19 protein-coding genes are annotated in these 25,654 nt (G+C 61.3%); 13 read left to right on the forward strand and 6 right to left on the reverse strand.

Annotated features, from left to right (window positions below; all coding sequences use genetic code 11):
* The first annotated feature begins 2 nt into the window (after nucleotides 1-2).
* Genes ACOSV0_RS05980 through ACOSV0_RS06015 form a run of 8 tightly spaced genes read left to right on the forward strand, consistent with a single transcriptional unit; the run spans nucleotide 3 to nucleotide 10,924 of the window.
* Nucleotides 3-1,055: a microcin C ABC transporter permease YejB gene (locus ACOSV0_RS05980; protein ID WP_434109333.1), complete on the forward strand. Its 1,053-nt coding sequence runs from the start codon at nucleotides 3-5 to the stop codon at nucleotides 1,053-1,055.
* Nucleotides 1,009-2,124 carry an ABC transporter permease gene (locus tag ACOSV0_RS05985; protein ID WP_434109335.1) on the forward strand — a complete coding sequence of 372 codons (1,116 nt, stop codon included), beginning with the start codon at nucleotides 1,009-1,011 and terminating at the stop codon, nucleotides 2,122-2,124. Before ACOSV0_RS05980 ends, ACOSV0_RS05985 begins: the two co-directional genes overlap by 47 nt.
* Nucleotides 2,121-3,782, forward strand: a complete 1,662-nt coding sequence (locus ACOSV0_RS05990; protein WP_434109336.1) for an ABC transporter ATP-binding protein — start codon at nucleotides 2,121-2,123, stop codon at nucleotides 3,780-3,782. Before ACOSV0_RS05985 ends, ACOSV0_RS05990 begins: the two co-directional genes overlap by 4 nt.
* Nucleotides 3,775-5,211: a TldD/PmbA family protein gene (locus ACOSV0_RS05995; RefSeq protein WP_434109337.1), complete on the forward strand. Its 1,437-nt coding sequence runs from the start codon at nucleotides 3,775-3,777 to the stop codon at nucleotides 5,209-5,211. Before ACOSV0_RS05990 ends, ACOSV0_RS05995 begins: the two co-directional genes overlap by 8 nt.
* Nucleotides 5,211-6,572, forward strand: coding sequence for a TldD/PmbA family protein (locus ACOSV0_RS06000; protein WP_434110181.1), 1,362 nt, complete (start codon nucleotides 5,211-5,213; stop codon nucleotides 6,570-6,572). Before ACOSV0_RS05995 ends, ACOSV0_RS06000 begins: the two co-directional genes overlap by 1 nt.
* Nucleotides 6,573-6,576: 4 nt before the next feature.
* Nucleotides 6,577-7,158: a GNAT family N-acetyltransferase gene (locus tag ACOSV0_RS06005; RefSeq protein WP_434109338.1), complete on the forward strand. Its 582-nt coding sequence runs from the start codon at nucleotides 6,577-6,579 to the stop codon at nucleotides 7,156-7,158.
* A 4-nt stretch (nucleotides 7,159-7,162) separates the two neighbouring features.
* Complete coding sequence (locus ACOSV0_RS06010; RefSeq protein ID WP_434109339.1) at nucleotides 7,163-7,711, forward strand: GNAT family N-acetyltransferase; 549 nt, start codon at nucleotides 7,163-7,165, stop codon at nucleotides 7,709-7,711.
* Nucleotides 7,712-7,723: 12 nt separating this feature from the next.
* Nucleotides 7,724-10,924 carry a multidrug efflux RND transporter permease subunit gene (locus ACOSV0_RS06015; RefSeq protein ID WP_434109340.1) on the forward strand — a complete coding sequence of 1,067 codons (3,201 nt, stop codon included), beginning with the start codon at nucleotides 7,724-7,726 and terminating at the stop codon, nucleotides 10,922-10,924.
* A 54-nt stretch (nucleotides 10,925-10,978) separates the two neighbouring features.
* Here ACOSV0_RS06015 and ACOSV0_RS06020 read toward each other — a convergent pair whose 3' ends face one another.
* Entirely contained in the window at nucleotides 10,979-11,329 is a 351-nt protein-coding gene (locus ACOSV0_RS06020) for a DUF4148 domain-containing protein (protein ID WP_434109342.1), read from the reverse strand.
* A 360-nt stretch (nucleotides 11,330-11,689) separates the two neighbouring features.
* Between ACOSV0_RS06020 and ACOSV0_RS06025 the strand changes: the two genes are divergently transcribed.
* From ACOSV0_RS06025 to ACOSV0_RS06040, 4 genes are all read left to right on the forward strand, one after another.
* Nucleotides 11,690-12,367, forward strand: coding sequence for a response regulator transcription factor (locus tag ACOSV0_RS06025; RefSeq protein WP_434109343.1), 678 nt, complete (start codon nucleotides 11,690-11,692; stop codon nucleotides 12,365-12,367).
* A gap of 13 nt (nucleotides 12,368-12,380) precedes the next feature.
* Entirely contained in the window at nucleotides 12,381-13,778 is a 1,398-nt protein-coding gene (locus tag ACOSV0_RS06030) for an ATP-binding protein (protein ID WP_434109344.1), read from the forward strand.
* Nucleotides 13,779-13,813: 35 nt separating this feature from the next.
* Nucleotides 13,814-14,530, forward strand: coding sequence for a response regulator transcription factor (locus ACOSV0_RS06035; RefSeq protein ID WP_434109345.1), 717 nt, complete (start codon nucleotides 13,814-13,816; stop codon nucleotides 14,528-14,530).
* 1,287 nt (nucleotides 14,531-15,817) lie between these two features.
* Entirely contained in the window at nucleotides 15,818-16,933 is a 1,116-nt protein-coding gene (locus ACOSV0_RS06040; protein WP_434109346.1) for a porin, read from the forward strand.
* A gap of 247 nt (nucleotides 16,934-17,180) precedes the next feature.
* Here ACOSV0_RS06040 and ACOSV0_RS06045 read toward each other — a convergent pair whose 3' ends face one another.
* Both ACOSV0_RS06045 and ACOSV0_RS06050 read right to left on the reverse strand, forming a co-directional pair.
* Nucleotides 17,181-17,438, reverse strand: coding sequence for a DUF4148 domain-containing protein (locus tag ACOSV0_RS06045; protein WP_434109347.1), 258 nt, complete (start codon nucleotides 17,436-17,438; stop codon nucleotides 17,181-17,183).
* Between the two features lie 7 nt (nucleotides 17,439-17,445).
* Nucleotides 17,446-17,721, reverse strand: coding sequence for a DUF4148 domain-containing protein (locus ACOSV0_RS06050; RefSeq protein WP_434109349.1), 276 nt, complete (start codon nucleotides 17,719-17,721; stop codon nucleotides 17,446-17,448).
* A gap of 326 nt (nucleotides 17,722-18,047) precedes the next feature.
* On the opposite strand from ACOSV0_RS06050, the gene ACOSV0_RS06055 reads away from it, so the two are divergent.
* On the forward strand, nucleotides 18,048-19,226 hold the full coding sequence (locus tag ACOSV0_RS06055) for a porin (protein WP_434109350.1): 1,179 nt from the start codon (nucleotides 18,048-18,050) through the stop codon (nucleotides 19,224-19,226).
* Between the two features lie 240 nt (nucleotides 19,227-19,466).
* On the opposite strand, the gene ACOSV0_RS06060 is transcribed toward ACOSV0_RS06055, so the two are convergent.
* From ACOSV0_RS06060 to ACOSV0_RS06070, 3 genes are read right to left on the reverse strand one after another with little or no spacing between them, the layout of a single operon-like run.
* Nucleotides 19,467-20,951, reverse strand: a complete 1,485-nt coding sequence (locus ACOSV0_RS06060) for an efflux transporter outer membrane subunit (RefSeq protein ID WP_434109352.1) — start codon at nucleotides 20,949-20,951, stop codon at nucleotides 19,467-19,469.
* Complete coding sequence (locus ACOSV0_RS06065; RefSeq protein WP_434109353.1) at nucleotides 20,944-22,158, reverse strand: efflux RND transporter periplasmic adaptor subunit; 1,215 nt, start codon at nucleotides 22,156-22,158, stop codon at nucleotides 20,944-20,946. The genes ACOSV0_RS06060 and ACOSV0_RS06065 overlap by 8 nt, the downstream gene beginning before the upstream one ends.
* A complete protein-coding gene (locus tag ACOSV0_RS06070) occupies nucleotides 22,148-25,429 on the reverse strand; it encodes an efflux RND transporter permease subunit (protein ID WP_434109354.1) in 3,282 nt (1,093 codons plus the stop codon). Before ACOSV0_RS06070 ends, ACOSV0_RS06065 begins: the two co-directional genes overlap by 11 nt.
* Nucleotides 25,430-25,654 lie beyond the last annotated feature (225 nt).

Here is a 25,654-nt window from a genome sequence, read left to right on the forward strand (position 1 = left end):
GCATGCTTACCTACATTCTCAGACGATTGCTGTTGATGGTGCCGACGCTGCTCGGCGTGGTCACGCTGACTTTTGTCGTCACGCAGTTCGTGCCGGGTGGGCCGGTCGAACAGGTGATGACGCAACTCCGCCACGGCGTTGGCCGTGGCGGAGAGGCGGGGTCGGGCGGCGGTGGCTATCACGGCAGCCAGGGCGTCGATCCGCAGCAGATCGAGCAGATCAAGAAGCAGTTCGGCTTCGACAAGCCGCCGCTCGAGCGCTACGTTCTGATGCTCAAGCGCTATGCGACGTTCGATCTCGGTCAGTCCTACTATCAGCATGACAGCGTGTGGGACGTCATCAAATCGAAGCTGCCCGTGTCGATCACGCTCGGCTTATGGACGGTGATACTCACCTATCTGATATCGGTGCCGTTGGGCATTGCGAAAGCAGTGCGCAACGGCTCGCGCTTCGACACCGTGACCAGCGTGCTGGTGCTCGCCGGTTATGCGATTCCTGGCTTCGTGCTGGGCGTGCTGTTGCTGATGCTGTTCGGCGGCGGCACGTTCTGGCAGGTGTTTCCGATGCGCGGCCTGACCTCGGATAATTTCAGCGACCTCAGCACCTTCGGCAAGGTGCTCGACTACCTGTGGCACATCGTGCTGCCGGTCACCGCTTCGGTGGTGGGCAACTTTGCGATCGTCACGATCCTGACCAAGAATACTTTTCTCGAAGAGATCGGGCGTCAATACGTATTGACCGCTCGCGCAAAGGGCGCGCCGGAGCGCGACGTGTTGTGGAAACACGTGCTGCGCAATGCGGCGATTCCACTGCTGACCGGTTTGCCGGCGGCCTTCGTCGGCGCCTTTCTGAACGGCAATCTGCTGATTGAAACCCTGTTCTCACTCGACGGCATGGGTCAACTTTCGTATGACTCGGTGATTCGCCGTGACTATCCGGTCGTGCTCGGCTCCCTGTTTCTGTTCACGCTGATCGCCCTCGTAACCAAACTCATTGCTGACGTCTGCTATGTCCTCGTCGACCCCCGCATCCAATTCAACCGCCTGGACCGCTGACGCGTCCGGTGCGGCACACGCGGCGTCGCCATCTCCATGGCGGCGCACATGGCTGCGCTTCAAACGGCAGCGGCTCGGCTACTGGAGCCTCGTGATCTTCGTATCGTTGTTCGTCATCAGCCTGCTTGGCGAGGTGCTGTCCAACGATCGGCCGTTGATCGTCCGTTATGAGGGGCACTATTACTTTCCGATCATAAAGGACTATTCGGAGAAAATCTTCGGCGGCGATTTTCCGGCGCGCGCGAACTATCTCGATCCGTATATCCGTTCGCGGCTCGAATCGAATGGCAACTTTGCGGTCTATCCGCCGAATCACTTCCACTACGACACGATCGACTACTTCGCCGCGCATCCCTATCCGGCGCCGCCTACCAGGAGCAACTGGCTCGGCACCGACCAGTACGGCCGCGACGTGCTGGCGCGGCTACTGTACGGCTTCCGGCTCTCGGTGCTGATGGCGCTGGCGCTCACGATATCCGGCGTCATGATCGGCGTATTGACCGGCGCGGTGCAGGGCTTTTACGGCGGACGCACCGACCTGATCGGCCAGCGTCTGATCGAAATCTGGAGTTCGATGCCGGACCTGTACCTGCTGATCATCTTCGCGTCGATCTTCGAACCGACGCTATGGTTGCTCTTCATTCTTCTCTCGATGTTCGGCTGGCTCGTGCTCTCCGACTACGTACGTGCTGAATTCCTGCGTAACCGCTCGCTGGATTACGTGAGGGCGGCGCGCACCATGGGTCTCTCGAACTGGCAGATCATGTGGCGCCATGTGCTGCCGAATAGCCTGACGCCGGTGATCACGTTTCTGCCGTTCCGCATGAGTGCCGCGATTCTGTCGCTGACCAGTCTCGACTTTCTTGGCCTGGGCGTGCCGCCGCCGACGCCGAGCCTCGGCGAACTGCTTCAGGAAGGCAAGAACAACCTCGACGCCTGGTGGATTTCGATTTCTGCGTTTGCCGCCCTGGTGATCACGTTGCTGCTTTTGACCTTCATGGGCGATGCGTTGCGCAATGCGCTCGATACACGTTCGCGCGGCTCGGCCTTCGGTGGAGGTCCGCGATGAGCGACTTGAAACCGAACCGGCCGCTGCTCGAGATCGATCGCTTCTCGGTGCGTTTCGGCGACAAGATCGCGGTGCACGAACTCAGTCTCTCGATTGCGCGGGGCGAGCGCGTTGCTCTCGTCGGCGAATCGGGCTCCGGCAAGAGCGTCACTGCGTTGTCGATCTTGCGTCTCGTCGAGCATGCCGATCTGAGCGGCCGCATGCTGCTCGACGGCGAAGATCTGCTGCAAAAAACCGAGCAACAGATGCGCGGCCTGCGCGGCGCCGACGTGGCGATGGTGTTTCAGGAACCGATGACGGCGCTCAATCCGCTCTTTACGATCGGCAAACAGATTGCCGAAAGTTTGCGCCTGCACGAAGGCTTGCGGCCGAACGCGGCGCGCCAGCGCGGTATCGAATTGCTTAGGCGCACGGGTATTCCTGAGCCGGAACGGCGCATCGACAGTTTTCCGCATCAATTGTCCGGCGGCCAGCGGCAGCGCGCGATGATCGCGATGGCGCTCGCGTGCCGCCCACGTCTGCTGCTTGCCGACGAGCCGACCACCGCGCTCGACGTCACCGTGCGTCAGCAGATCGTCGATCTGTTGATTGCGTTGCAGGAGCAGGAAGCGGCCGAGCGCGGCATGGCTGTGCTGCTGATCACCCACGACCTGAATCTGGTGAAGCGGTTTGCGCAGCGTGTCGCGGTGATGGAGAAGGGCGTCCTGGTCGAAACCAACACGACCGAGGCATTGTTCTCCAACCCGCAGAATCCCTATACGCAACGCCTGCTGGACAGCGAGCCGCGACGCACGGTGGAGCCGCTCGAACCGGATGCGCGGCAATTGCTCGAAGTGCAGGGACTCGCCGTCGACTACAGCACGTCCGCGAAGGGCTGGCGTTCCATGTTCGGGCGCACGACCTTCCGCGCGGTACACGACGTCGACTTGAGCGTGCGGCGCGGCGAAACGCTCGGCATTGTCGGCGAATCGGGCTCGGGCAAATCGACACTGGCGGCCACCGTGCTCGGCCTGCAGCGACCCGCGGCCGGTCAGATTCATATCGACGGCTTGCCGCTTGCCACGCTGAAAACCCAGCGTTCCCGCCGCGCGCTGTATTCGCGCATGCAAGTCGTGTTTCAGGATCCGTTCGGCTCGCTGTCGCCACGCATGACGGTGGAGCAGATCATCGGCGAAGGGCTGACCATGCATCAGCCCGACATGGACGCCAAAGCGCGGCGCGCACGCGTGGGCGGCCTGCTGGAAGAAGTGGGCATGCCCGCCGATTCGATGCTGCGCTATCCGCACGAGTTTTCCGGCGGCCAGCGCCAACGTATTGCGATTGCGCGAGCGCTCGCGGTCGAACCGGAATTGCTGGTGCTCGACGAACCGACCAGCGCGCTCGACGTCTCCATTCAAAAGCAGGTGCTGAATCTGCTGACAAATCTGCAGAAAAAGTACAAGCTAAGCTATTTGTTCATTACGCACGATCTGGCGGTGATGCGAGCCATGGCGCATCGCGTGATCGTGATGAAGTCGGGACGCATTGTTGAAGCCGGCGACACGCTCGACGTGTTGCACGCGCCGTCGCATCCTTATACCCAGTCGCTGCTCGCGTCGTCGCTGATCGTGTCGCCGGCGGGCGCAGCGGGGACTCATACGGGAACCACGAATGATTGACGAACGTTGGGCGCTAGCCGCCCGATCGCTTACGAGCCGCGCGGCGTTCTGGTCGCTGCGCATTGTCGACGAACAGATCGACGATCACGAAATCCGCAACGACGTCGCGCAACCCATGCGCACCGTGCGCGATCGCGGCGCGATGCTGATCGCATGGGTGGGCGCGGGCGCCGGCTATGCGGCTACCGCGAATCTGAGCGCCGCCGGTTTGCAGGCAGCGCTGGATCTCGCCACGGCCCGCGCTGAAGCGAGTGCGGCGTTGTCGTTGATCGATCATCGCGAGGTGGCGCGCCCCGCCGTGAGCGGCCACTATGTGTCGCCGAACGCGCAGCATGCGTTGCCGAGCCGGGCCGAATGGCTAGACCGCCTGAGCGTGGAATGTGCGGGCGCGAATCTCGATGCACGTATTGTCGAACGCGTCGCGGCCGTGCAGATCACGCACACCGACCAACTCTATATCACCGGCGACGGCGTGCGGATCGATCAGCGCTTCCAGTTCGTGATGCCGCAATTGAGCGTGGCCGCCCACGCGGACGGCGATACGCAAGTGCGGACGCTCGGCGGTAATTACGGCACCCTGGGGCAGGGCGGGTTGGAGGTGTTGGCGCGTTTCGGCTTCGAGGGCTCGGGCGCGCGTGTCGCCAATGAAGCGCTGCAATTGCTGGCTGCACCGAATTGCCCTTCGGGCAAGCGCGATTTGCTGCTGATGCCCGATCAGATGATGTTGCAGATTCACGAATCGATCGGCCATCCGCTCGAACTCGATCGCATTCTCGGCGACGAGCGCAACTTCGCCGGCTGGAGCTTCGTCAAGCAAGACATGTTCGGCTCGTACCGCTATGGTTCGGAACTGCTGAACGTAACCTTCGACCCGGAATTGCGCGAGGAAGCCGCCACCTACGCGTTCGACGACGACGGCACCGAAGCACACAAGCAATACCTGATCCGCGACGGTGTGCTCGAACGTCCGCTTGGCGGTGCGCTTTCGCAGCAACGCGCGCAGATGGCGGGCGTGGCGAATTCGCGCGCGTCGAACTGGAACCGGCCGCCGATCGACCGGATGGCGAATCTGAATATCGAGCCCGGCGAGAGTTCGCTGGCGCAGATGATCGGCAACATCGAGCACGGCATTCTGATGCGCACCAATACGTCCTGGTCGATCGACGACCATCGCAACAAATTCCAGTTTGGTTGCGAGTTCGGTCAACTGATCGAAAACGGCAAGCTTACCCAGGTCGTGAAACAGCCCAATTACCGGGGCATCTCGGCGAATTTCTGGCGCAGTCTGAGCGCGGTGGGGAATGCGCAGACGCGCGAGGTGTACGGCACGTCCATGTGCGGCAAAGGCGAACCGGCGCAGATCATCCGCGTCGGTCATGCCTCGCCGGCTTGCGTGTTCAGCAACATCGACGTATTCGGAGGTGCATGATGAGCCAATTCATGTCCTCGCGTTCCGCGCTGTCGATCGACTGGCAGCAGCATTTCACATCGCTGGCCGATGCCATCGAGCGCTTGCAGCAGGGCGCGGAAACCACACTGAGTTCTTTTGCAGGCGAGCAGTCCGACTTTATCCGCTTCAACTCGGGCAAGGTGCGGCAGATCGGCAGCGTGTCGCAAGGCAAGCTGACGTTGCGCTTGATCGACGGTGCGCGCCAGGCCTATTCGACGCTGACCGTGTGCGGCGATCTGCAACAGGATCTCGACGATGTGAGCGCGGCGCTCGCCACCTTGCGTGAAAGCCTGCGCGGCGCGGCGGATGACCCGCATCTGTTGTTCGACACGTCGCAATGGCAGCGCGCCACGCAACGCTCGGGCAAGCTGCCGGAGCCGGGCGCCTTGTTGCGCCTCGTGGCCGAATGCGCGCAAGGGCTCGATTTCGTCGGTTTTTACGCGGGCGGCACGATCGTGCGCGGCTTCGCGTCCACGAGCGGCAGCCGCGGCTGGTACGAAGTCGATAACTTCAATTTCAGCTGGTCGCTATACGACCCGAGCGGCCGCGCGATCAAAACGACTTACGCCGGAGACGACTGGAGCGACGATGTTTTCGCCCGCAAGGTCGAGCAGGCCGCAACGCGCGTCTCCGTGCTCGCGCGCACACCGCGCACGCTGGCGCCGGGGCGTTATCGCTCGTATCTGGCGCCCGAAGCGCTCGCGGAACTACTGGGCGTGACGGCATGGAATGGTTTTTCCGCACGCGCGCAGGCGAGTTCGCGCAGCGAGTTGTACAAGCTGCATGTGGGAGAAATCGTAGTCGACCCGCGCGTCACGATCAGCGAAGATCTGAATCTTGGCATCACCCCCGGATTCAACGACGACGGCTATTTGCGCGAAAGCGTCCCGTTGATCCAGGCCGGCCGCAGTGCCGAACGTCTGACCAATGCTCGCAGTGCGCGCGAATACGGTTTGACGCCCAACGGTGCGCTCGCGAACGAATCGCCGGCAGCACTCTCGATGCAAGCGGGCGATCTGCTGGAAGATGACGTGCTGGCGAAGCTCGATACCGGTCTCTACATCGGCAATCTCTGGTACGTGAATTTCTCGGACCGGATGAATTGCCGCCTGACCGGCATGACGCGCTTCGCCACCTTCTGGGTCGAGAACGGGCAGATCGTCGCGCCACTCGAAGCAATGCGTTTTGATGACAGCCTGTACCGCCTGCTGGGCAGCGAACTCGAACAACTCGGCTCGCAGGCAGAATTGCTACTGAGCGACTCGACATGGGGCGAGCGTGCCACGGGCGGCATGCAATTACCCGGCATCCTGGCGAGGTCTTTCGAATTGACGTTATGAGCCTATGGATCAAAACAAAGAAACAGGACCTGCATCTGGGCGCTTACCCGATGGCCTGACGCTGCGTGCGCTGCGCGTGACCGACGCGGAGCAATTCCACGCAATGCAGCAGTTGCCGGGCGCGGTGAACGGCAATCCGCTCGTGCCGTTCCGGACGGTTGCCAGCACGCGCGAATATCTGGAGGAACTCGCGGCCCCCGAGATCGCGATCGCCGCAACGGTCGGCGATACGCTGGTCGGTGAAGCGGAGCTCACGCCTTTCAAGGGGCGCCGCGCGCATGCCGCATCGATTGGTATCGGCGTGCACGACGCATGGCACCGGCGTGGTATCGGCAATGCGCTGATGACCGAACTGCTCGATCTGGCCGACAACTGGCTCGGTCTGCGCCGCGTGGAGTTGCACGTTTTCGCGGACAACCATGCGGCGCTTGCGCTGTATCGCAAGTTCGGCTTCGAGATCGAAGCGCATCAGCGGGGCGCGGTGTTGCGCCGTGGCGTGCTGATCGACTGCTATTTCATGGCGCGGCTGCGCGAACCGGCGCCGTGGATGTCGACGCCGGCAACCGCCAACCTCGCAGCGGAATAAGACTATGAGTGAAGAAACGTTGCAGCGCGACGTAGCGCTCGAAAACCGCATTACGGTTCGCGCGCTCGAATCGTCCGACATGGATGCATTCGCCGACATCATGAGCTTGCCCGGTGTGCGGCGCGGCACGTTGTCGGTCGGGTACCGCAGCCCGGAGCAGCTCAAGGCGTGGTTCGAGCGGCGCCTCAAAGGCGGTGTGAACGTGTGCGCGATTATCGGCGGACGCATGGTCGGCCATGCCGGACTGGACGTTCAACGCCCCAGCCGCGCGCATTGCGCGCATTTAGGATTGGCCGTGCATGACGCGTATCATGGGCGCGGTGTCGGCTCGGCGATGCTGCAAGGGCTGACCGACTGCGCGGATGCGTCGCTCGGTTTGCGCCGTATCGACCTCACGGTGTTCATTGACAATACCCCGGCAATCGCGCTCTATCGCAAGTTCGGCTTTGTCGAAGAAGGCCGTTCACGCGGTTTTGCATTGCGCGACGGCGTATTGACCGACGTGCTGCATATGGCCCGCCTTGTCGACGCGCCGCGCCTCCAGGCAATCTGAACGGACTTTTGTGTGCCATTTTTCTTTATAGACCGACCGGTCTTCGCGTGGATCGTCGCGCTCGCCATTGTGGTGGCGGGCGCGCTCGCCATTCCGCAACTGCCGGTGGCACAGTATCCGCGTCTTGCGCCGCCGCGCATCGTCATTAGCGCCATCTACCCGGGGGCGGCCACCGAGGTGGTCGACGCCAACGTGGGCAGCATCATCGAGGAGAGTCTCGATGGCGCCGACAACATGCTGTACTACGAAACGACTAGCGATAACCTCGGCAACCTCGAGATCGACGCGACCTTTGAGCCGGGCACCAATCCGGATCTGGCGCTGGTCGACATCCAGAACCGCCTGAAGCAGGTCGAGCCGCGTCTGCCGCAACAGGTCGTGCAGCAAGGCATTAGCGTATTCAAGGCGGCGAACACATTTCTGATGCTGGTCGCGCTGACGTCTACCGACGGCTCGCGCGATTCCGTGCAATTGAGCGACTACCTGAGCCGCTACGTGTTGCGCGAACTGAAGCGCGCGCCGGGCGTGGGCGCCGCGGAGTTGTGGGACGCCGACGAAGCGCTGCGTATCTGGCTCGATCCAATGAAGCTGCGCGAGTACAGCCTTGGTGCCGCTGAGGTAAATGCCGCGATCGCCGCGCAGAACGCCACAGTGACCGCCGGTACGCTCGGCGACGCGCCCTTCGTTCCGGGTCAGCAATTGACGGCTTCGGTCAGTGTGAAGGGGCAACTGATCTCGCCCGCCGAATTCGGACAGATCGTCCTGAAGGCGCTGCCTGACGGCTCGGCGGTGCGCTTGCGCGACGTCGCGCGGGTCGAACTGGGCCGCGACAATTACTCGTACTACTCGCGCCTGAACGGCAAGGCTGCGGCGACCGTCGGTATTCAACTCGGGCCGCGCGGCAATGCACTCGAGACGTCCAACGCCATCCGCGCGCGGCTTGCCGAGTTATCGAAAGGCTTGCCGCCGGGCGTCGCCGTCGAAATTCCGTTCGACAACGCGCACTTCGTGAAGATTGCGATTCGAGAAGTGCTCGTCACGCTGGCGGAAGCGGCGGTGCTGGTGTTCTTCGTGATGTGGCTGTTCCTGCGCGATCTGCGCTATACGCTCGTGCCGACAGTGGTGATTCCTGTCACGCTAATGGGCGCGTTTCTCGCGATGTATGCGTGCGGCCTGTCGATCAATGTGTTCACGATGTTCGGCCTTGTGCTTGCCATCGGCATTCTCGTCGACGATGCGATCGTGGTGGTGGAGAGCGTGCATCGCGTGATGGAGGAAGAGGGCTTGCCGCCGCGTGAGGCCACCCGTAAAGCAATGTCACAAATCGGTAGCGCGATCGTCGGCGTGACCGCGGTGCTGACGGCGGTGTTCGTGCCGATGGCGTTCTTCCCGGGCGGCGTCGGCGGCATCTACCGGCAGTTCGCGGTGGCGATGATCGCGTCGATGCTGATCTCATCGTTCATGGCTTTGTCGTTGACACCTGCGCTGTGCGCGAATCTGCTGAAAGCGCACAAGCACCCGGTTAGCCAGCGCGACGCCCGCCGCGGCCTGCTCGGTTTCGCGGCGCGTGCGGCGAGCCGTTTCACGTCCGGGTTCGATCGAGCCGCGCGCGGCTATCGTGGGCTGACCGCGCGTACGCTGCGCCGCATCGGGCCGATGCTGGCGGTTTATGCCGTGTTGGTCGGCGTGTGCGCGGCGCTCTACTGGCAGTTGCCCGGCGGCTTTTTGCCAAGCGAAGACGAGGGCCAGTTGCAGGTGATGGTGCAATTGCCGGCCGGTGCGACGCAGGCGCGTACGCTCGCGGTGGTTCAACAGGTGGAAAAAGTCCTGCATACCGAGTCCGCGGTTGCGCACGTCACCAGTGTGGTCGGCTGGAGTTTTACCGGCAGCGGTCAGAACGTGGCGATGTGCTTTGTCGAACTGAAAGACTGGGGCAAGCGCGACACCGATGCGATGGTGTTGCGCGATCGGCTTAACGAAGCGTTCGACAAGATTCTCGACGGTAACGTAGAGGCGCAATTGCCGCCTTCCGTGCCTGGACTCGGGCATTCGGACGGTTTCGTATTCCGCCTCGAAGATCGCGGTGGTGTCGGACTGGACGCGCTGAAGGCCGCGCGCGAGCAACTGTTCAAACAAGCCAAGGCGAGCCCGGTACTGGCTTCCGTGCATTCTGAAGATCTGCCGGATGCGCCGCGCGTCGAACTCATCATCGACCGCGCCAAGGCGTACGCGCTCGGCGTGTCGTTCGACCGCGTGGCGGATGTGCTGGGCAGCACCTTCGGCTCGACGTATATCGACGACTTCCCGGCCGGTGGCCGGATGCGCCGCGTGATGATCTCCGCCGACGCCGCCACGCGCATGACCGAAGATGATCTGATGGCGCTCGCTGTGCCGAATTCGACGGGCGGCATGGTGCCGCTATCCGCGATTGCGTCGCGTCATTGGTCCATCGGTCCGGTGATGCTGACCCGCTACAACGGTTATCCATCGCTCGACGTGAGCGGGCACGCTGCGCCCGGCTACAGTTCGGGCGCGGCGATGGCGGAGATGGAGCGGCTGGCGGCTTCGTTGCCGGTCGGCGTTTCGTACGACTGGGTCGACGCGGCGCGCGAAGAAACCGCGGCGGCGCGGCTTACACCGTTGCTGATCGCTTTGTCGCTGCTGGCCGTGTTCATGGCGCTGGCGGCTTTGTACGAGAGCTGGACGATCCCGCTTGCCGTGCTGATGGTCGTGCCGCTCGGCGTGATCGGCGCAGTCGCCGCGGTGTTGTTGCGCGGCATGCCCAACGACGTGTACTTCAAGGTCGGCATGATTACGGTCATCGGCCTTGCGGCGAAAAATGCGATTCTGATCGTGCAGTTCGCACGCGATCTGTATCGCCAGGGCTTGCCGTTGACGCGCGCCGTGACTGACGCCGCGGCCGCGCGCTTCCGGCCAATCGTGATGACCTCGGCGGCGTTTCTGCTGGGTGTCGTGCCCCTGGTGGTGTCGAGCGGTGCGGGGGCCGAGAGCCGCCGTTCCATCGGCACCGGTGTATTCGGCGGCGTGCTGGCGGCCACGCTCTTCGGTCTCGTGTTCGCGCCGGTCGCGTTTCATGCGGTCGCCTCGCTTACGTATAGCAGGCGGCGGCTCGCAGAGTTGCGCCACAAGCGTGACGAACGGCGCGCTCGCCGGGAGACCGCGGAGCGCGGCCGTTTGACGAATGGCCGATGACGTGACGGCGGCCACACCGCGCGTGGCCGTTGCCGTCAGTGCCGGGCGCGGTGGTCAGCCGGCCGGCTGATTCGCGGCTTGCGTTGACGCTGCACCGGCCGGCGTTTGCGTCGTGGTTGCAGACGCATGCGCGGCCGGCATGCAATCCGCGCGATATTCGGCCTGCAGTTTTTTCTCCGCCTCTTGCAGATTGCTGGGATATTCGTCGTCGTCGTCGCTGGGGTTGTAGCCGACCGCTTCCAGTTCGCCGAGTTCGTTGATCAACTGCTTGTGTGTCACTTCGCTCTTGAGCTGCCTGAACGGATAGTCGTTGCATTGCTGCTGGGTGAGGCCCGGCGACGCCATCGCCGAAGCGCTGCCGATCAGCAGAAGGGTCGTGACGAGGGTTCGGGTTGCGAGCTTCATTTTCATACCATCCACGATAAGGTTCGAGTTGGACCGCAAAGAAAGCAGCGGGATGGCAATAGGCTAGTTGAGGCTGTCTACCGAAGCGGCGTCGGGAAAATGAAATTTGTTTTATCGTTGTCCTGTCGTTTTCACTGACCCTGCGGCGAACTTAAATTTTTCTTCATGAAGCGGATATTCATCCGCTATACGATTGCGCGTAGCCTGCAGACAGGCCCTGAGGCAAAGCGGCGGCACCCGTCGAATCGCACGCCCGTACACTGAACGCGCAAGCCGAATATGGCATCATGTCTTTCTACTGATAACCGGTCGCGCCCGCCGCTTGCATTGGTAGAGCAGGCGGCGGCGCATGCAATGATCATGTCGCGAGTACTGACGATCGAAGATGATGAAATTACCGCGAATGAAATTGTCGGGGAGCTGAAAAGCCGCGGTTTCACCGTGGATTGGGTGGCGAACGGCCGCGACGGCATGGCGCGCGCGATCAGCGAAGATTACGACGTGATCACACTCGACCGCATGCTGCCGGGTGTGGACGGTCTTACGATTCTCACCACCATGCGCAGCATTGGCATTCAAACGCCGGTGCTGATGTTGAGCGCGCTGGGCGACGTGGATGAAAGAGTACGCGGCTTGCGTGCGGGCGGCGACGATTATCTGACCAAGCCGTTCGACCCCGAAGAAATGACCGCGCGTCTCGAAGTCCTGTTGCGTCGCAGTCAAACAGCAACCACGCCACTCGAAACGCATCTGCGGATCGGTTCGCTCGAACTCGATCTGATTTCCCGCAAGGTTCAGCGCGACGGCGAAGAGATCGTGTTGCTGCCCACTGAATATCGCGTGCTCGAATTCATGATGCGGCATGCCGGGCAAACCATCACGCGCACCATGCTGTTCGAAGCAGTGTGGGGTTATCACTTCGACCCAGGCACCAATCTGATCGACGTGCATATGGGCCGATTGCGCAAAAAAATCGACCCGCCTGGCGTCACGCCAATGATTCAGACCGTGCGGGGCTCGGGTTATATCCTCGCATGAGCAGATCATCCTGATGGACACAACCTTCCCGGCTCAATCTGCGCTCGGGCGGCGCTGGCATTCCACCACCTTTCGCCTGCTATCGGTCTACGCGGTTATCTTTTCGCTTTCAGTGATGCTGCTGCTGGGCTACATCGGCTGGGCCGTGACCGGCGATATGGAGCGCGAGACCGATGTAGTGATGGACTGGCAACTGGTCTACTTCGATTCGGTGCCTGACGCCGGCCTTGCCGACGCGATTCATCGGCGTATCGAGCACGAGCGCATGCACACCAATTACTACGGCCTGTTCGCTGCCGACGGCCACCTGCTGGCCGGCGACGTGCTGGTGTATCCGGCGGCACTGCCCACCAATCGCACCGGCAAGACGCTCGATCTCGCGCTTTCGATGGGACGCAACGAGCAGGCGCCGGTAGTCCGCGCCATGGCCGAGCGGCGCAAGGACGGCTCGACGCTCGTTATCGCGCGGGATCTGACGCATATTCTGCGGATTCGCGAGACCATCATCAATGCGCTGGTGGGCGGCGGAGTTGTATGCCTGCTCGCGGGTGTGGCGGGTGGACTGGCGCTGAGCGTACGACAGATGCGTCGCCTGAAAGCGATCAGGCGGGTCACGCAACGTATCGCGCAAGGCGATCTCGCGCAGCGCTTGCCGATCGGCGGACGCGATGAAGTGGATATGCTCGCGCATCTCGTGAACCATATGCTCGCGGAAGTCGAACGCCTCATGAACGAGGTGAAGGGTGCCTGCGATGGGATCGCTCACGATCTGCGCACGCCGCTTGCGCATGTGCGAACCCTGCTGGCGCATGCAGCGGAGCGCACCGATACGCTCGACGACACCGCGCTGTCGCAACTGGTCGAACGCGCGCGCATCGAAACCGATGCATTGCTCGACCGGTTTCGCGCCATGTTGCGGATCTCCGAGATCGGCACGCTGCAGCGGCGCGGCGGATTCGGCGAAATGCAACTGGAGACGTTGGTGCAGGAAGTCGGCGAGCTATATGAGCCGCTTGCCGAGAGCCGCTCGATTCAATTATCCGTGCATGTACAAGCGGTCGATGCAATTCATGGTGACCGTGCGTTGCTGTTTGAAGCGTTGAGCAATCTGGTGGATAACGCGATCAAGTTCACACCTGAGGGTGGCGTGGTGCGCATGGAACTTCGGCAGACTGCGGCGGGACCGCAGGTGGATATTGTCGATAACGGGCCGGGTATTGCCGCGGATGAACGCGATGCTGTCCTGCAACGGTTTTATCGCGGCGAGAGTACGCGGCATCTGGCGGGATCGGGGCTGGGTCTGAGCATCGTTTCAGCGGTGATGCGGGTGCATGACTTCACGATGAAGATTGGTAATGCGCAGCCTGGCACCAGGATTTCCATCGAATGCTGGTCGAGGACGCTCGCATGAGGCCGTATTCTTTTCTTGTCCAGACGGGGGGATGAATGCGCGTCCTGTTCGTTGGTCCTTCTCATCCGGAAGCCGCATGGCTGTTCAAGGCGCTGCAAGAGAGCGCCCATAGTTTGCAACGGGCCGATGATTTGCGGGACGGGGTTTTTCTTGCTTCGCAGGAGCCGTTCGATGCGATTGTTTTGATGGTGCTCGACGTTGGGTTGTATTCCTCCCTGCAGGGGTTTATTGGGGAGTTTGCTGTTGCCGGGAGTGGGGCGGCCATTGTTGCTGTGCTGGGTGCTGCTACGGCGCAGGATCGCACCAGGGTTTTGCGTGCCGGTGCGGATGCGTGTTTTTGCCAGCCTTATTCGTTTATTGAAATGCATGAGCGGATGGCCGCTTTGCAGCGGGTTGGCGGGGTTCGGGGGGCTTTGAGTGGTTCTGGTTTTGCCTCTGCTGCCGCTTCTGCTTCGGTTTTGTCCGCCGTTGGCGGGCCGTCTTTGGATGGTGCTACCCGGGAGCTGGTTTGTGGTGCCCGGCGTGTTGCTGTTACCCGGCGGGAGTTTCTTTTGCTTGAATGTCTGCTGAGGCAGGTTAATGCGCCGGTGGCGAGGGATCAGTTGATCCGGTATGCCTGGCCGGAGAAGGAGGATGTCGATCCTTCTAGCGTTAATCTTGTTGTTTCGCGGTTGAGGCGGAAGTTGCTGGGAGATGTGCCTGAGGTTCGGATTGAGACTGTTAGTCGGTTTGGGTATCAGGTTTCTATTTAGGTTTTTTTTCGCCTTTGGCGGTGGGGGTTTGGTTTAGTTGGTTGGCGCTCTCTTGCCTGGTTGCCTGCGGCGTTGGGGTTTGCCTGGTTTTTTTGCCTGCGCGGCGCTTATTGTTGTGTGCCTATGGCGTTGGCCTTTCCTTGAATTGATATTGGTTTATTAGCGTCGCCCCTGTGCGGGGCAGGCACCTACTTTTCTTTGCCTGCTGCAAAGAAAAGTAGGCAAAAGAAAGCAGCTCACCCCGCCAGCTTATAAGCGGGTCCCCCGCACAGTCGCGGTAGTGGTCCATCTGGAATCTGTGCCCTCGCACATTCAGCCCTGGTGACAAGGCCGTCATACTTCCGGCGGCGCTGCGCGCGCCGCAGCGATAATTCATCAAATTTCCTGTCACTGCCAACACTCAGCCGTCCCTTACCAAACAACGAGTTTTCGCCGACATCAGCGGCGCCTCACCAAACATCGAGTTTTTCACCGACATCGACGGTGCTTCACTAAACAGCGAGTTTTTCGCCGACATCGGTGGTGCTTCACCAAACAGCGAGTTTTTTCGCTGACATTGGCGGCGTTTCACCAAACGACAAGCTTTTGCCGATATTCAGCGGTGCCTCATCAAATTACTCGTCAATGCCAACGAAAATCACGGCACTTTCGGCGTCGCGCCGAGGCGAATCCGACGACACCCACCGCATCCAGTCGAAGCCGATGGTCCCACCACGCTCAAACAAAGCCCCTGGTTCCCGATGGACTCTTCCGGCGAGCACGTAGTGCGAGGCGGGAAGCATGACTGCTGTGTCACGAACGCGGAGTGTGCGGGAACACCGATTCCAGATGCACCACTACCGTGGCTGCGCGGGGGACCCGCTTAAGAGTTAGCGGTGTGAGCCGCTTTCTTTTGCCTACTTTTCTTTGCGGCATGCAAAGAAAAGTAGGTGCCTGCCCCGCACAGGGGCGACGCTAATAAACCAATATCAATTCAAGGAAAGGCCAAGAACCAAAAACCAAAGACCAAAGAATCCAGATCAAGGAAAGCCCAACGCCGCAGGCACACAACAATAAGCGCCACGCAGGCAACCAGACCAAGCAAACCCCAACGCCGTAGGCACAAAAAAAAACCTACCCCACACCACATTGTGGTCAACGCCTCCTTCATGAAAACCCAACAAAAAATCTGAAAGTCTGTATTGCAGATGCAGCTGTTTCTGACCTCGATATATTCACTCCGTGGTCACACAGAACTGCAAATTCTCCACAACTATCAGACATCCTTAATTAATTGAAAGGTGATTCATGAATCAGAAGATGAAGCTGACCCACCTGGTCGGGGCACTCCTTTGTGTCGGCGCCGTTTCCACCGCGCACGCGCAAAGCAGCGTCACCCTCTACGGGCTCCTCGATACGGGTATCGACTTCGCCAGCAACGTCAACGGCAACCATCTCTATCAAATGGCCAGCGGCGTCAGTGCAGGCAGCCGCTGGGGCCTGCGGGGCAAAGAAGACCTCGGCGGCGGTCTCTCCGCCGTGTTCGATCTGGAAAGCGGCTTCAATTCGACTAACGGCGGGCTGGGTAGCGGCCTGGCCTTTTCCCGCAACGCCTACGTCGGACTCGCCAGTCAAACAGCCGGTACGGTCACGCTCGGGCGGCAGTGGGACCCGGTCGTCGATCTTATCGAACCGTTCTCGCTCAACAGTACTTACGGCGGTTGGTATTTCTCCCACCCCAACGACATGGATAACCTCGATAACGGCTTTGCCATCAGCAATGCGGTGAAGTACACGAGTCCTACCATCGGTGGTTTTACAGGCGAAGCTCTCTATTCGTTCGGCGGACAGGCGGGACAGTTCTCGAATAACTCTGCCTATAGCGCGGCAGCGTCGTATACGAACGGACCGTTCTCGATGGGAGCGGGCTATCTGCGGGTCAACGATCCGGAACAGGCGATCCAGAGCTATCAGAACGGCTCGGGTTTTACCAATGCGGTGTACGGCAACTATCTGGCCAATGCGCGTAGCCAGGGCATCTTTGCTGCCGGTGCTTCTTATCAGATCGGCAAGTTCAAGGTGATGGGCAACTTTACCAACGTCAATTTCCAGCAGGGCGATGCGGGACAAGACGTCAAATTCCAGAACTATGAAATTGCCGGCACCTTTGCGGCAACCAGTCAGCTGAATCTCGCTGCTGGCTACACCTATACGGATGGCCGTGATCATGCGACCAATCAGGAGCCGAAGTATCAGCAGCTCAATCTGAGCGCGGAGTACGAATTGTCGAAACGTACCGCCATCTATGCACTCGCGGCACTACAAAAGGCAAGTGGCGGCGCCGTCGCGCAGATCGCCGGCTTCGATCCGTCATCTGACGGCAAGCAGGTCGTCGGCCGGGTGGGCATTCGACACTCGTTCTAAAGCATCGGCATCAAGTAAAAGAGCGCGCTGCCTGTAAGGGGAGCGCGCTTTTTTTGTTCATGAACCAAAATAGATATTGCAGTAACTCGGTGGGCCGACACAGTTGTCGGCGCTGGTGGGTGTCGTTGTCGTTGCGCAGCCGGATAAAAGCAGTCCGGCTGCAACAGCGGCAACGGCGAACGAAGCAGATCGTTTGATCGCGGTGCGAAGAGTCATGGATATCAGGGTGAGAGGGGGCGTATTGCGTTTAACGATAGAGCCGGTTCAGATAATTCATCTGTCCATCGTTCTCGGCTTTGATCAGTTCGCGATAAACCTGGGCCCGTGTTTTGCCGCGGCCATTCATTGCGTTCGGCGATGTCCACCCGCCGGCGGATGTCAGCGCGCTCGACCGGCTCAGTGTCCCACCCACCGGCGGCGCGGCGGCGGCCGATGTGGCCGCGGCCGCAAAGCCGGTGGCGAGAAGCAACGCTAATGCGGCGCGCGCCCGGTTGCCTGTTTTCATGCGCATCTCAGTGTGCGTAAAGGGTCGAGTTCAGATAGGCGAGCTGGCCGTCCTGCTCCGCATGCACCAGTTCCTGATAGACCTGCGCACGCGTCTTCCCACCGGTCGCCTGACCATAAGGCGGCACCCACGATCCTGCGGCGTTGACCGCGGCGGTGCTGTTCTGCGCCACTTGCATTGCCGGTGCGGCGCTCTGTTGCGCCGGAGCCGTGGTCGATTGAGCGAAAGCGGAAGCCGTTGCGGTTGCACCGATGAAAGCGATGGCGAGTGTCAGAGATCTCATGTTCGTAATCCTCATAAATAAAATTGGATGGAACCGATTCGCGAATCACGCTGCATTCGTGGATCGGTTGATGAGAAGGATAGTCACCTGGCTTTAGCGGATCGGTGGTGCGCGCATGAAAAGATATTTATCTGCAGGAGCGTCGGCAGGATAGTGATTAAAGGCGTGATCGGGTGCATGTCATGAACATAAAAAACGTTTCATGAATCGGCCGGTTTTGATCACGGGTATGTCACTCCGCAAATCTACATTGCGGCTACCCGCACGGTGTGCGGGATCGGTCCGTCAATGCGCGGACCGGCGCCTTCTCTTACCCGGAATCAGACATGAATAAAGCATTGGCAACCACACTCGTCGCCCTGGCAGGCACCTTCGGCGCGGCGGCGCACGCACAAAGCAGCGTTACGCTCTACGGCACACTCGATACCGGCATCGACTACATCAGCAATCAGAAAACGGCTTCAGGCGGGAAAAGCAACTGGATGATGGAAAGCGGCAACGTGAGTACCGACCGCTGGGGCCTGCGCGGTAGTGAAGACCTGGGCGGCGGGCTGAGCGCGGTCTTCGACCTGGAGAACGGTTTTAATATCGACAGCGGCAAGTTCTCCAACGGCGGCGATGAGTTCGGCCGGCAGGCATGGGTCGGCATCGCCAGCAAACAGTGGGGTACCGTGACGATGGGCCGTCAATACGATTTCCTCGTCGATTTCGTCGCGCCGCTTTCGGCGACCGGCTCGGGATTCGGCGGCAATATTGCCGACCATCCGTTCGATAACGACAACCTCAACAACGATCTGCGCATGAACAACGCGCTGAAATTCCGCAGCGCGACTTACGACGGCTTCACGGTTGGCGGCGCCTATGCCTTCAGCAATGCAGCGGGCGGTTTCAGCAACAACAACGCCTATAGCCTCGGCGCGCAATGGGCAGGCGGCCCGTTCAATCTGGCGGTCGCCTATTTGCAGGTGAACCAGCCGGGCGGCGTCAATCAGCCCAACAATACCGGCGGCGCGGTGAGCAGCAGCGACGGCGATGCGACCTTCACCGGCGTGCGCCAGCGTATCCTCGGCGCAGCGGGACGCTACACGTTCGGCGCGGCGACCGTCGGCCTCGTCTTTACCCGGACGATGCTCGACGATCCGCATCAGATCACGCAGGGCGGCGCGTATTCCACGCTCAACGGCGATATGCTGACCTTCAATAACTATGAACTGAACGCGCGCTATGCGATTACACCGATGTTCTCGCTCGGTGGTTCGTACACGTTCACTGACGGACATTTCAGCGACGCCGGCAAGAGCGTTGCACCGAAGTGGAATCAGTTCATGCTGCAGGCGGACTACGCATTGTCACGTCGAACCGATCTGTATCTGGAAGGCGTGTATCAACATGTATCGGGTGCCGACGGTATTGCGGTGCTTGGCAATGCGTCGATCTATTCGCTGGCGGCTTCGTCGAGCGATCGGCAGGCGGTGGTGGCTCTGGGAATACGGCATCGGTTCTGAGCGCCGTCGGCGCACCGGACGGCGCTGGAAGGTTGGCTGAAACGCAAACGTCGCCGGTGATGAACCGGCGACGTTTTTTACGTGGCGTTGGCGGACTGGCTGGCGGATTCAACCGGCGAAGTTCTGCCGGTAGTTTCAATCAACGCATTTAACCTGTGCACTCAATCGACGAATCCAACCGACAGATTCAACCGGCGGAGTTCAATCGGCAGTTTCATCCGTCACATTCAACCCTCAGCCTCAACCGCTAGAAGCAACCTTCTCGGGACGCACCCCTTGCACACTCGCCGCCTGAACGGCAGGCGCGCCCGTAGCGCCGTCCGCCGACCAGCCACCACCTAGAGCCTCAATCAGCCCCACGGAGGCCAGCAGGCGCCGCGTATTGAGGTTCAATGCATCGGTCTGAGTAGCGAGTTCGGTGGTCTGCGCGGTCACCACGTCCAGATAGCTGACCACGCCGTCGCGATAGCGCGACATCGAAAGCGTCAACGTGCGTTGCGCGGCGACGAGCGCCGCGTTCTGCTGCGTGGCTTCGTCGCCGAGATGATGCAATTGCGCGAGGTTGTCTTCGACCTGCTGGAAGGCGAGCAGCACCGCGGCCTTGTACTTCGCACCGTTCTCGGCGAGCTTCGCGCGCGCCTGTTGTGTGATCGCTTCACGGCGGCCGCCGTCGAATAGCGTGAACACCAGGCTCGGCCCGACCGACCAGATTTCGTTCGGCGCCATCAGCCACGGCGAAAGCGTATCGCTTTGATAACCGCCGTCGAGGCCGAGCGAAATGTCGGGAAAGAAGGCTGCCTTGGCGACGCCGATTTGTGCATTGGCTTCGGCGACGCGCCGCTCGGCCGCTGCAATATCGGGGCGCCGTTGCAACAGCGCCGCGGGCACGCCGGTTGGAATGGATGGCAGGTAAGCCGTTTCGATTACCGGCGCGAGTGTGAACGTCGACGCCGGCGCGCCGGTCAGGCTGGCGATCGCGTGCTCGTATAGCGCCCGGCGTGCGGCGATATCGTCGGCGGAAGCGCGCGCGGTATCGAGTTGCGTCTGCGCGCGCGAGACGTCGAGGTCGGATGCGATGCCGCCCGCGTGACGGCTTAGCGTGAGCTTGAGCGCGTGCTGGTAGGTGTCGATCGTATCGTTGAGCAATTGCTGCTGTTCGTCGAGTCCGCGCAGATTGAAGTACGCACTCGCCAGATTCGCCTGCAAGCTCAAACGTACCGACTCGAGATCGGCCTCGCTTGCCTGCATCGCCGAACGGCCCGCTGAAACCTCGTTGCGGATCTTGCCCCACAGATCGAGGTCATAGCCGATGCCGACGTCGACGTTACTGGTGTTGTACACCGATGGCTGACCCGCGCCTCGCAACGGGCGATTGTCCGACTGCCTTTGGCGTTCGACCGACGCTTCCGCGCCGATAGTCGGAAACAACCCCGAGCGGGCTTGCGACAGATAAGCGGTGGCTTCGTCGTGGCGCGCCATCGCTGCGGCCACATCGGGATTGGCGGCGGCCACCTGAACCTCGAGGCGGTCGAGCACCGGATCGCGATACACGCTCCACCACGCGTCGCGCGGCACGCGGTCGGCCGGTCTGGCGAGTTGCCAGGCGCCGCCTTCCTTGAAGGTCGTCGGGATGCTGGTGGCCGGAGCCTGGTAGGCCGGCGCGAACGAGCAGCCGCTCATCAGCGCCGCGGCCGCCAATGCGATGCAGATGCGGCGTTTATCCATGAGCGCTCTCCGCCGGGCGACGTGCGGCTAGCGACGTGTCCGTTGCACCGGCCGGATTGCCCGCGAGCCGCACTTCATCGCCCGAGGTGAGCGAGTCGGGCGGATTGTCGATGACACGGTCCGTTGGATTCAAACCCGATGCGATCTCGACGTGCGTGCCGAGATCGGTGCCGATCGAAACGGATTTGAGCACCGCATGGTTGTCGTTGCCGACAACAGCGACCTGCAAACCGTGCTGCCGGAAGATGAGCGAACTGGCCGGTATCGACAAGGCATGCGAGTCGGTCGGCAGCGCGAAATGCACCTCGGTGTACTCGCCGGGGATCAGCAGGCCATTTTGATTGTCGACCGCGAGTTGCACCAGCAAGGTGCCCGAAGAGGGCGTAATGGCATCGTCGGTGTCGACGAGTCTGGCGTTGAATTTCACGCCGGGACGTTCGGGCACGGTGAGCGTGGCGGTCATGCCGGGTTTGATGGCGGCTGCCTCGTCCTGCGGCACGCTCACGTAGACACGCAACTGACGTGCGTCGGAAACCGAGAAAAGTTCAGGCCCGTTGCCGCCGCCCGCATTGATGAGCGCGCCGATATCGGTGGTGCGCGCGGTGACGATGCCGTCGAACGGGGCTGTGATGCGTTTGAACGATTCGAGTGCTTCGAGGCGCCGCACGTTGGCCTCGGCGGCCGCTACCGTTGCCTGCTTGGCAACGAGATCGCTGGTTTTTTCGTCGGCATCCTGCTGTGAGACCGAGTCCTGCTGCAGCATCTTCGTCCAGCGGTTTGCCGTGGATGCGGCGAGTTTTTCGTTCGCCACCGAATTCTGCAGATCGGCACGCGCCTGCTGCAATTGCTGATCGAGATCGGGCGTATCGATCACGCCGAGTAATTGACCGGCTTTGACGTGAGTGCCGATATCGGCGTACCACGCATGCAGATAGCCCGACACGCGCGCGTAGATCGGCGCGTTGACGAAAGCGGACAGCCGTCCGGGCAACACCAGCGTCTGCGCGTCGAGGTCGTGTTTGGGCGTGTACGCCACCACCGTCGGCACGGCTTGCTGGGCGGACCAGGTGGTGAGCTCCTGTTTTGCATGCACGCGGCTGGCAATGCCGCTCGTCACGATGCCCGCTGCCGCCAGCAGCGCAACGATACCGGCCAGCTTCAGATGACGCAGCCGCTTCGGCGAATTGATCTCGATCTCAGTGGACATGATGGACTCCGGGTTCGGATGATGAATGATCGTGCGAGGGGTCGTTTGATGAACGGTGCGATGGATCGTGTGCGGGGCCATGACTCGCCGCATCGCGCCGATGTACGAGGCTGAACACGACCGGCACGAACAGCAGCGTGGCGAACGTCGCGCAAATCAGGCCGCCAATCACGGCGCGGCCGAGCGGCGCGTTCTGCTCGCCACCGTCGCCGAGGCCGAGCGCCATCGGCGCCATGCCGATGATCATCGCGAGCGCTGTCATCAGCACCGGGCGAAAGCGCGTGAAGCCGGCTTCCATCGCCGCGACCAGCGCGTTGCCGGTCACCGCCAGCCGTTCGCGGGCGAAGCTCACCACCAGAATGCTGTTGGCGGTCGCGACGCCCATGCAGAGAATCGCGCCGGTCAATGCGGGCACCGAAAGCGGTGTATGCGTGGTGAACAGCATCCACACGATACCGGCCAACGCCGCGGGCAATGCAGTGACGATCACGAACGCGTCGCTCCACGAATGGAAGTTCACGACAATCAGCAGATAGATCAGCAGAATCGCGCCGACCAGACCCAGCGACAAACCGAGAAACGCGCTATTCATCGTTTGAACCTGGCCGCGCAGCGTGACGATCGAGCCCTTCGGCACGTCCTTCGCGGTCGCGTGGACGATGCTCTGAATCTTTGCGGAGACGGCGCCGAGATCCTGACCTTGAGTGGTCGCAAACACGTCGTAGAGCGGCTCGATGTTGTAGTGCGAAACCACCGCATTGCCGACGCCGCGCGAGATGGTCGCGATGCCGCCCAGAATCTGCGCCTGACCGCTCTTGCCGGTCACCGGCAGGTTGCTTAGATTGGACAGGGATGTCATGCGGTATTGTGGGGTTTGCGCCACGATCGGATACGACACGCCGTTCTTCGGATTCAACCAGTACGTCGGCGATACCTGACTCGTGCCCGAGAGGCTCGCCACCACGGAATTGGTTACATCCTGTTCGGTGATCCCGAGTTGATCGGCGCGCGAACGATCCACCGATACGGTGAATTGCGGGTACGTCGAAGCCTGCTGGATGCGTGTATCGGCAATGCCGGGGATCATGCGCATGCGTCGCATCACTTCATTTGCGTAACGATGATTGGCCGCCTGGTCCGGTCCTGCCACCTGCAAGTCGATTGGCGCGGGCGCGCCGAAATTCAGAATCTGACTGACGATGTCGGCGGGCAGGAACGCGAAAGCGGTTCCGGGAAACTGGCGCGGCAGCGTTTCTCGCAGTGTGCGCACGAAGCCGGCGGTAGGTTGGTGGTTCTCGTTCAGCGAGATCAGGATGTCGCCGTCTTGCGGTCCGATCGTGCCGCTGTTGTTATAGGTCAGGTTGATGCCGCTATTGGGCAGGCCGATGTTGTCGACGATACTGCGCAGCTGGTCCGGCGGAATCGCGCGGCGCACGGCGTTTTCGATCAGATCGAATTGCTCGGCCGTATCTTCGACCCGTGTGCCGATCGGCGCTCGCACGTGGATCGCTATTTCGCCGGAGTCGATATTCGGGAAGAAGTTGCGCCCGAGCCACGGGGCGAGCAGAAAAGACGCGCCGACCACGATCAGAAACCCCGTCACGAAACGCTTGCGATGCGTAAGCGCGAGGCCGAGCACAATCCGGTACACGCTGCGCACGCGTTCGAAACGGTGCTCGAAACCGCGCTGAAAACGCACTAGCGGATTGCGCGACGGTGCCGGATGCGAGTGGCCGCCATGCGGGTCCATTACTGCCGCCAGTTCGCCGGAAGCGTGGCCGCCCGATGCATGCGGGCGCAACAGGTATTGCGCCATCATCGGCACGAAGGTACGCGAGAGAATGAACGAGGCGATCATCGCGAAGATCACCGCTTCGGCCATCGGCACGAACAGGAAGCGTGCAATGCCGTCGAGCAGCAGCATCGGCACGAAGACGATGCAGATGCACAGCAGGGACACGAAGGCGGGCGCGACGATCTGCGCGGCGCCGTCCATGATCGCGCTGCGTACGTCCTTGCCCTGTTCGAGATGCCAGTTGATGTTTTCGATCGTGACGGTGGCGTCGTCGACCAGAATCCCCACCGCGAGCGCGAGACCGCCGAGCGTCATCACGTTGAGCGTTTCGCCCATGGCGGCGAGACCCGCAATCGCCGCCAGCACCGCAAGTGGAATCGACGCCGCGATGATCAGCGTCGAGCGCCAGCTGCCGAGGAACAGCAGGATCATCAGCGAAGTCAGCGCGGCGGCGATCACGCCTTCACGCGCCACGCCACTCACCGCGCCTTTCACGAAGGTCGATTGATCGCCCATTGTCACGAGCTTCAAACCGGGCGGCAGCGTCGCTTCAACGCGCGGCAATTGCGCCTTGACACCGGAGATGATGTCGAGCGTCGAGGCAGAACCGTTCTTCAGAATACTCATCAGCACCGCGCGATGACCATCCACGCGTACCACATTGCCTTGCGGCGGATAGCCGTCGCGCACGTGAGCCACGTCGCGGATATAGATCGTTGCGCCGTCCACCGTCTTGATCGGCAGCGCGTTCAGTTCGTCGAGCGCAAGCGGACTGTTGTTCAGCTTGATGTTGTATTCGAAGCGGCCGATCTTCTCGGTGCCCGCCGGAATGATCTGATTCTGCTGCGCGAGAGCGGTGGCGACATCGTTGGCCGAGAGTTTTTTTGCCTGTAATGCTTGCGGATCGAGATCGATCTGCACTTCACGGGTCTTGCCGCCGTATGGCGTCGGAATCGCCACGCCAGGCACGCTCAGCAATTGCGGGCGAATGAAGTTGGTCGCGTAATCGGCGAGTTTCTGTTCGTCGAGGGTATTGCTGGTCAACGCCAGTTGCAGCACCGGCACGGTGGACGCGTTGTAGTTGAGAATCTGCGGCGGCGTGGTGCCGGGCGGCATTTGCTTGAGCACCGTCTGCGATACCGAGGTCACCTGAGCGGTGGCGGTGCGGATGTCCACGGTCGGCTGAAAGAAGATCTTCACGATGCCGTAGCCGCGAAACGATTGCGACTCGATATGCGCGACGTCGTTGACGGTCGTGCCGAGCGTGCGCTCGTAGTAGGTGACGATGCGCCCGGACATATCGTCCGGTTGCAGGCCGGCATAATTCCAGACCACGCTGATCACGGGAATGCGGATGTCGGGAAAGATATCCGTCGGCGTGCGCAACGCGGCAAGCGGGCCGATCAACAGGATCAGCATCGCAAGCACGATGAACGTGTAGGGCCGGGTTAAAGCTAACCGGACTATTTTTAACATCGAAGGCTGCTCCGTTCAGAGGCGCGATTGAATCTGCGCGGGCGTGTGGCGGTTAGGGCTTGCACCAATGGCATTGCCCGGTAACGGCATTCTGGAGAGCGGGTCCTAACAGTCGCGGACTAAACAAATGAAACTAGTTTTAGGAAGCCAGGATGGTGAACGCGATCGCGTCGATAATCGCGTTGCAACGGCTTTAGCGCTGCATGCAGCGCTAAAGCTCCATCG

Source organism: Paraburkholderia caffeinilytica (assembly GCF_051027425.1).
GTDB lineage: Bacteria > Pseudomonadota > Gammaproteobacteria > Burkholderiales > Burkholderiaceae > Paraburkholderia > Paraburkholderia caffeinilytica_A.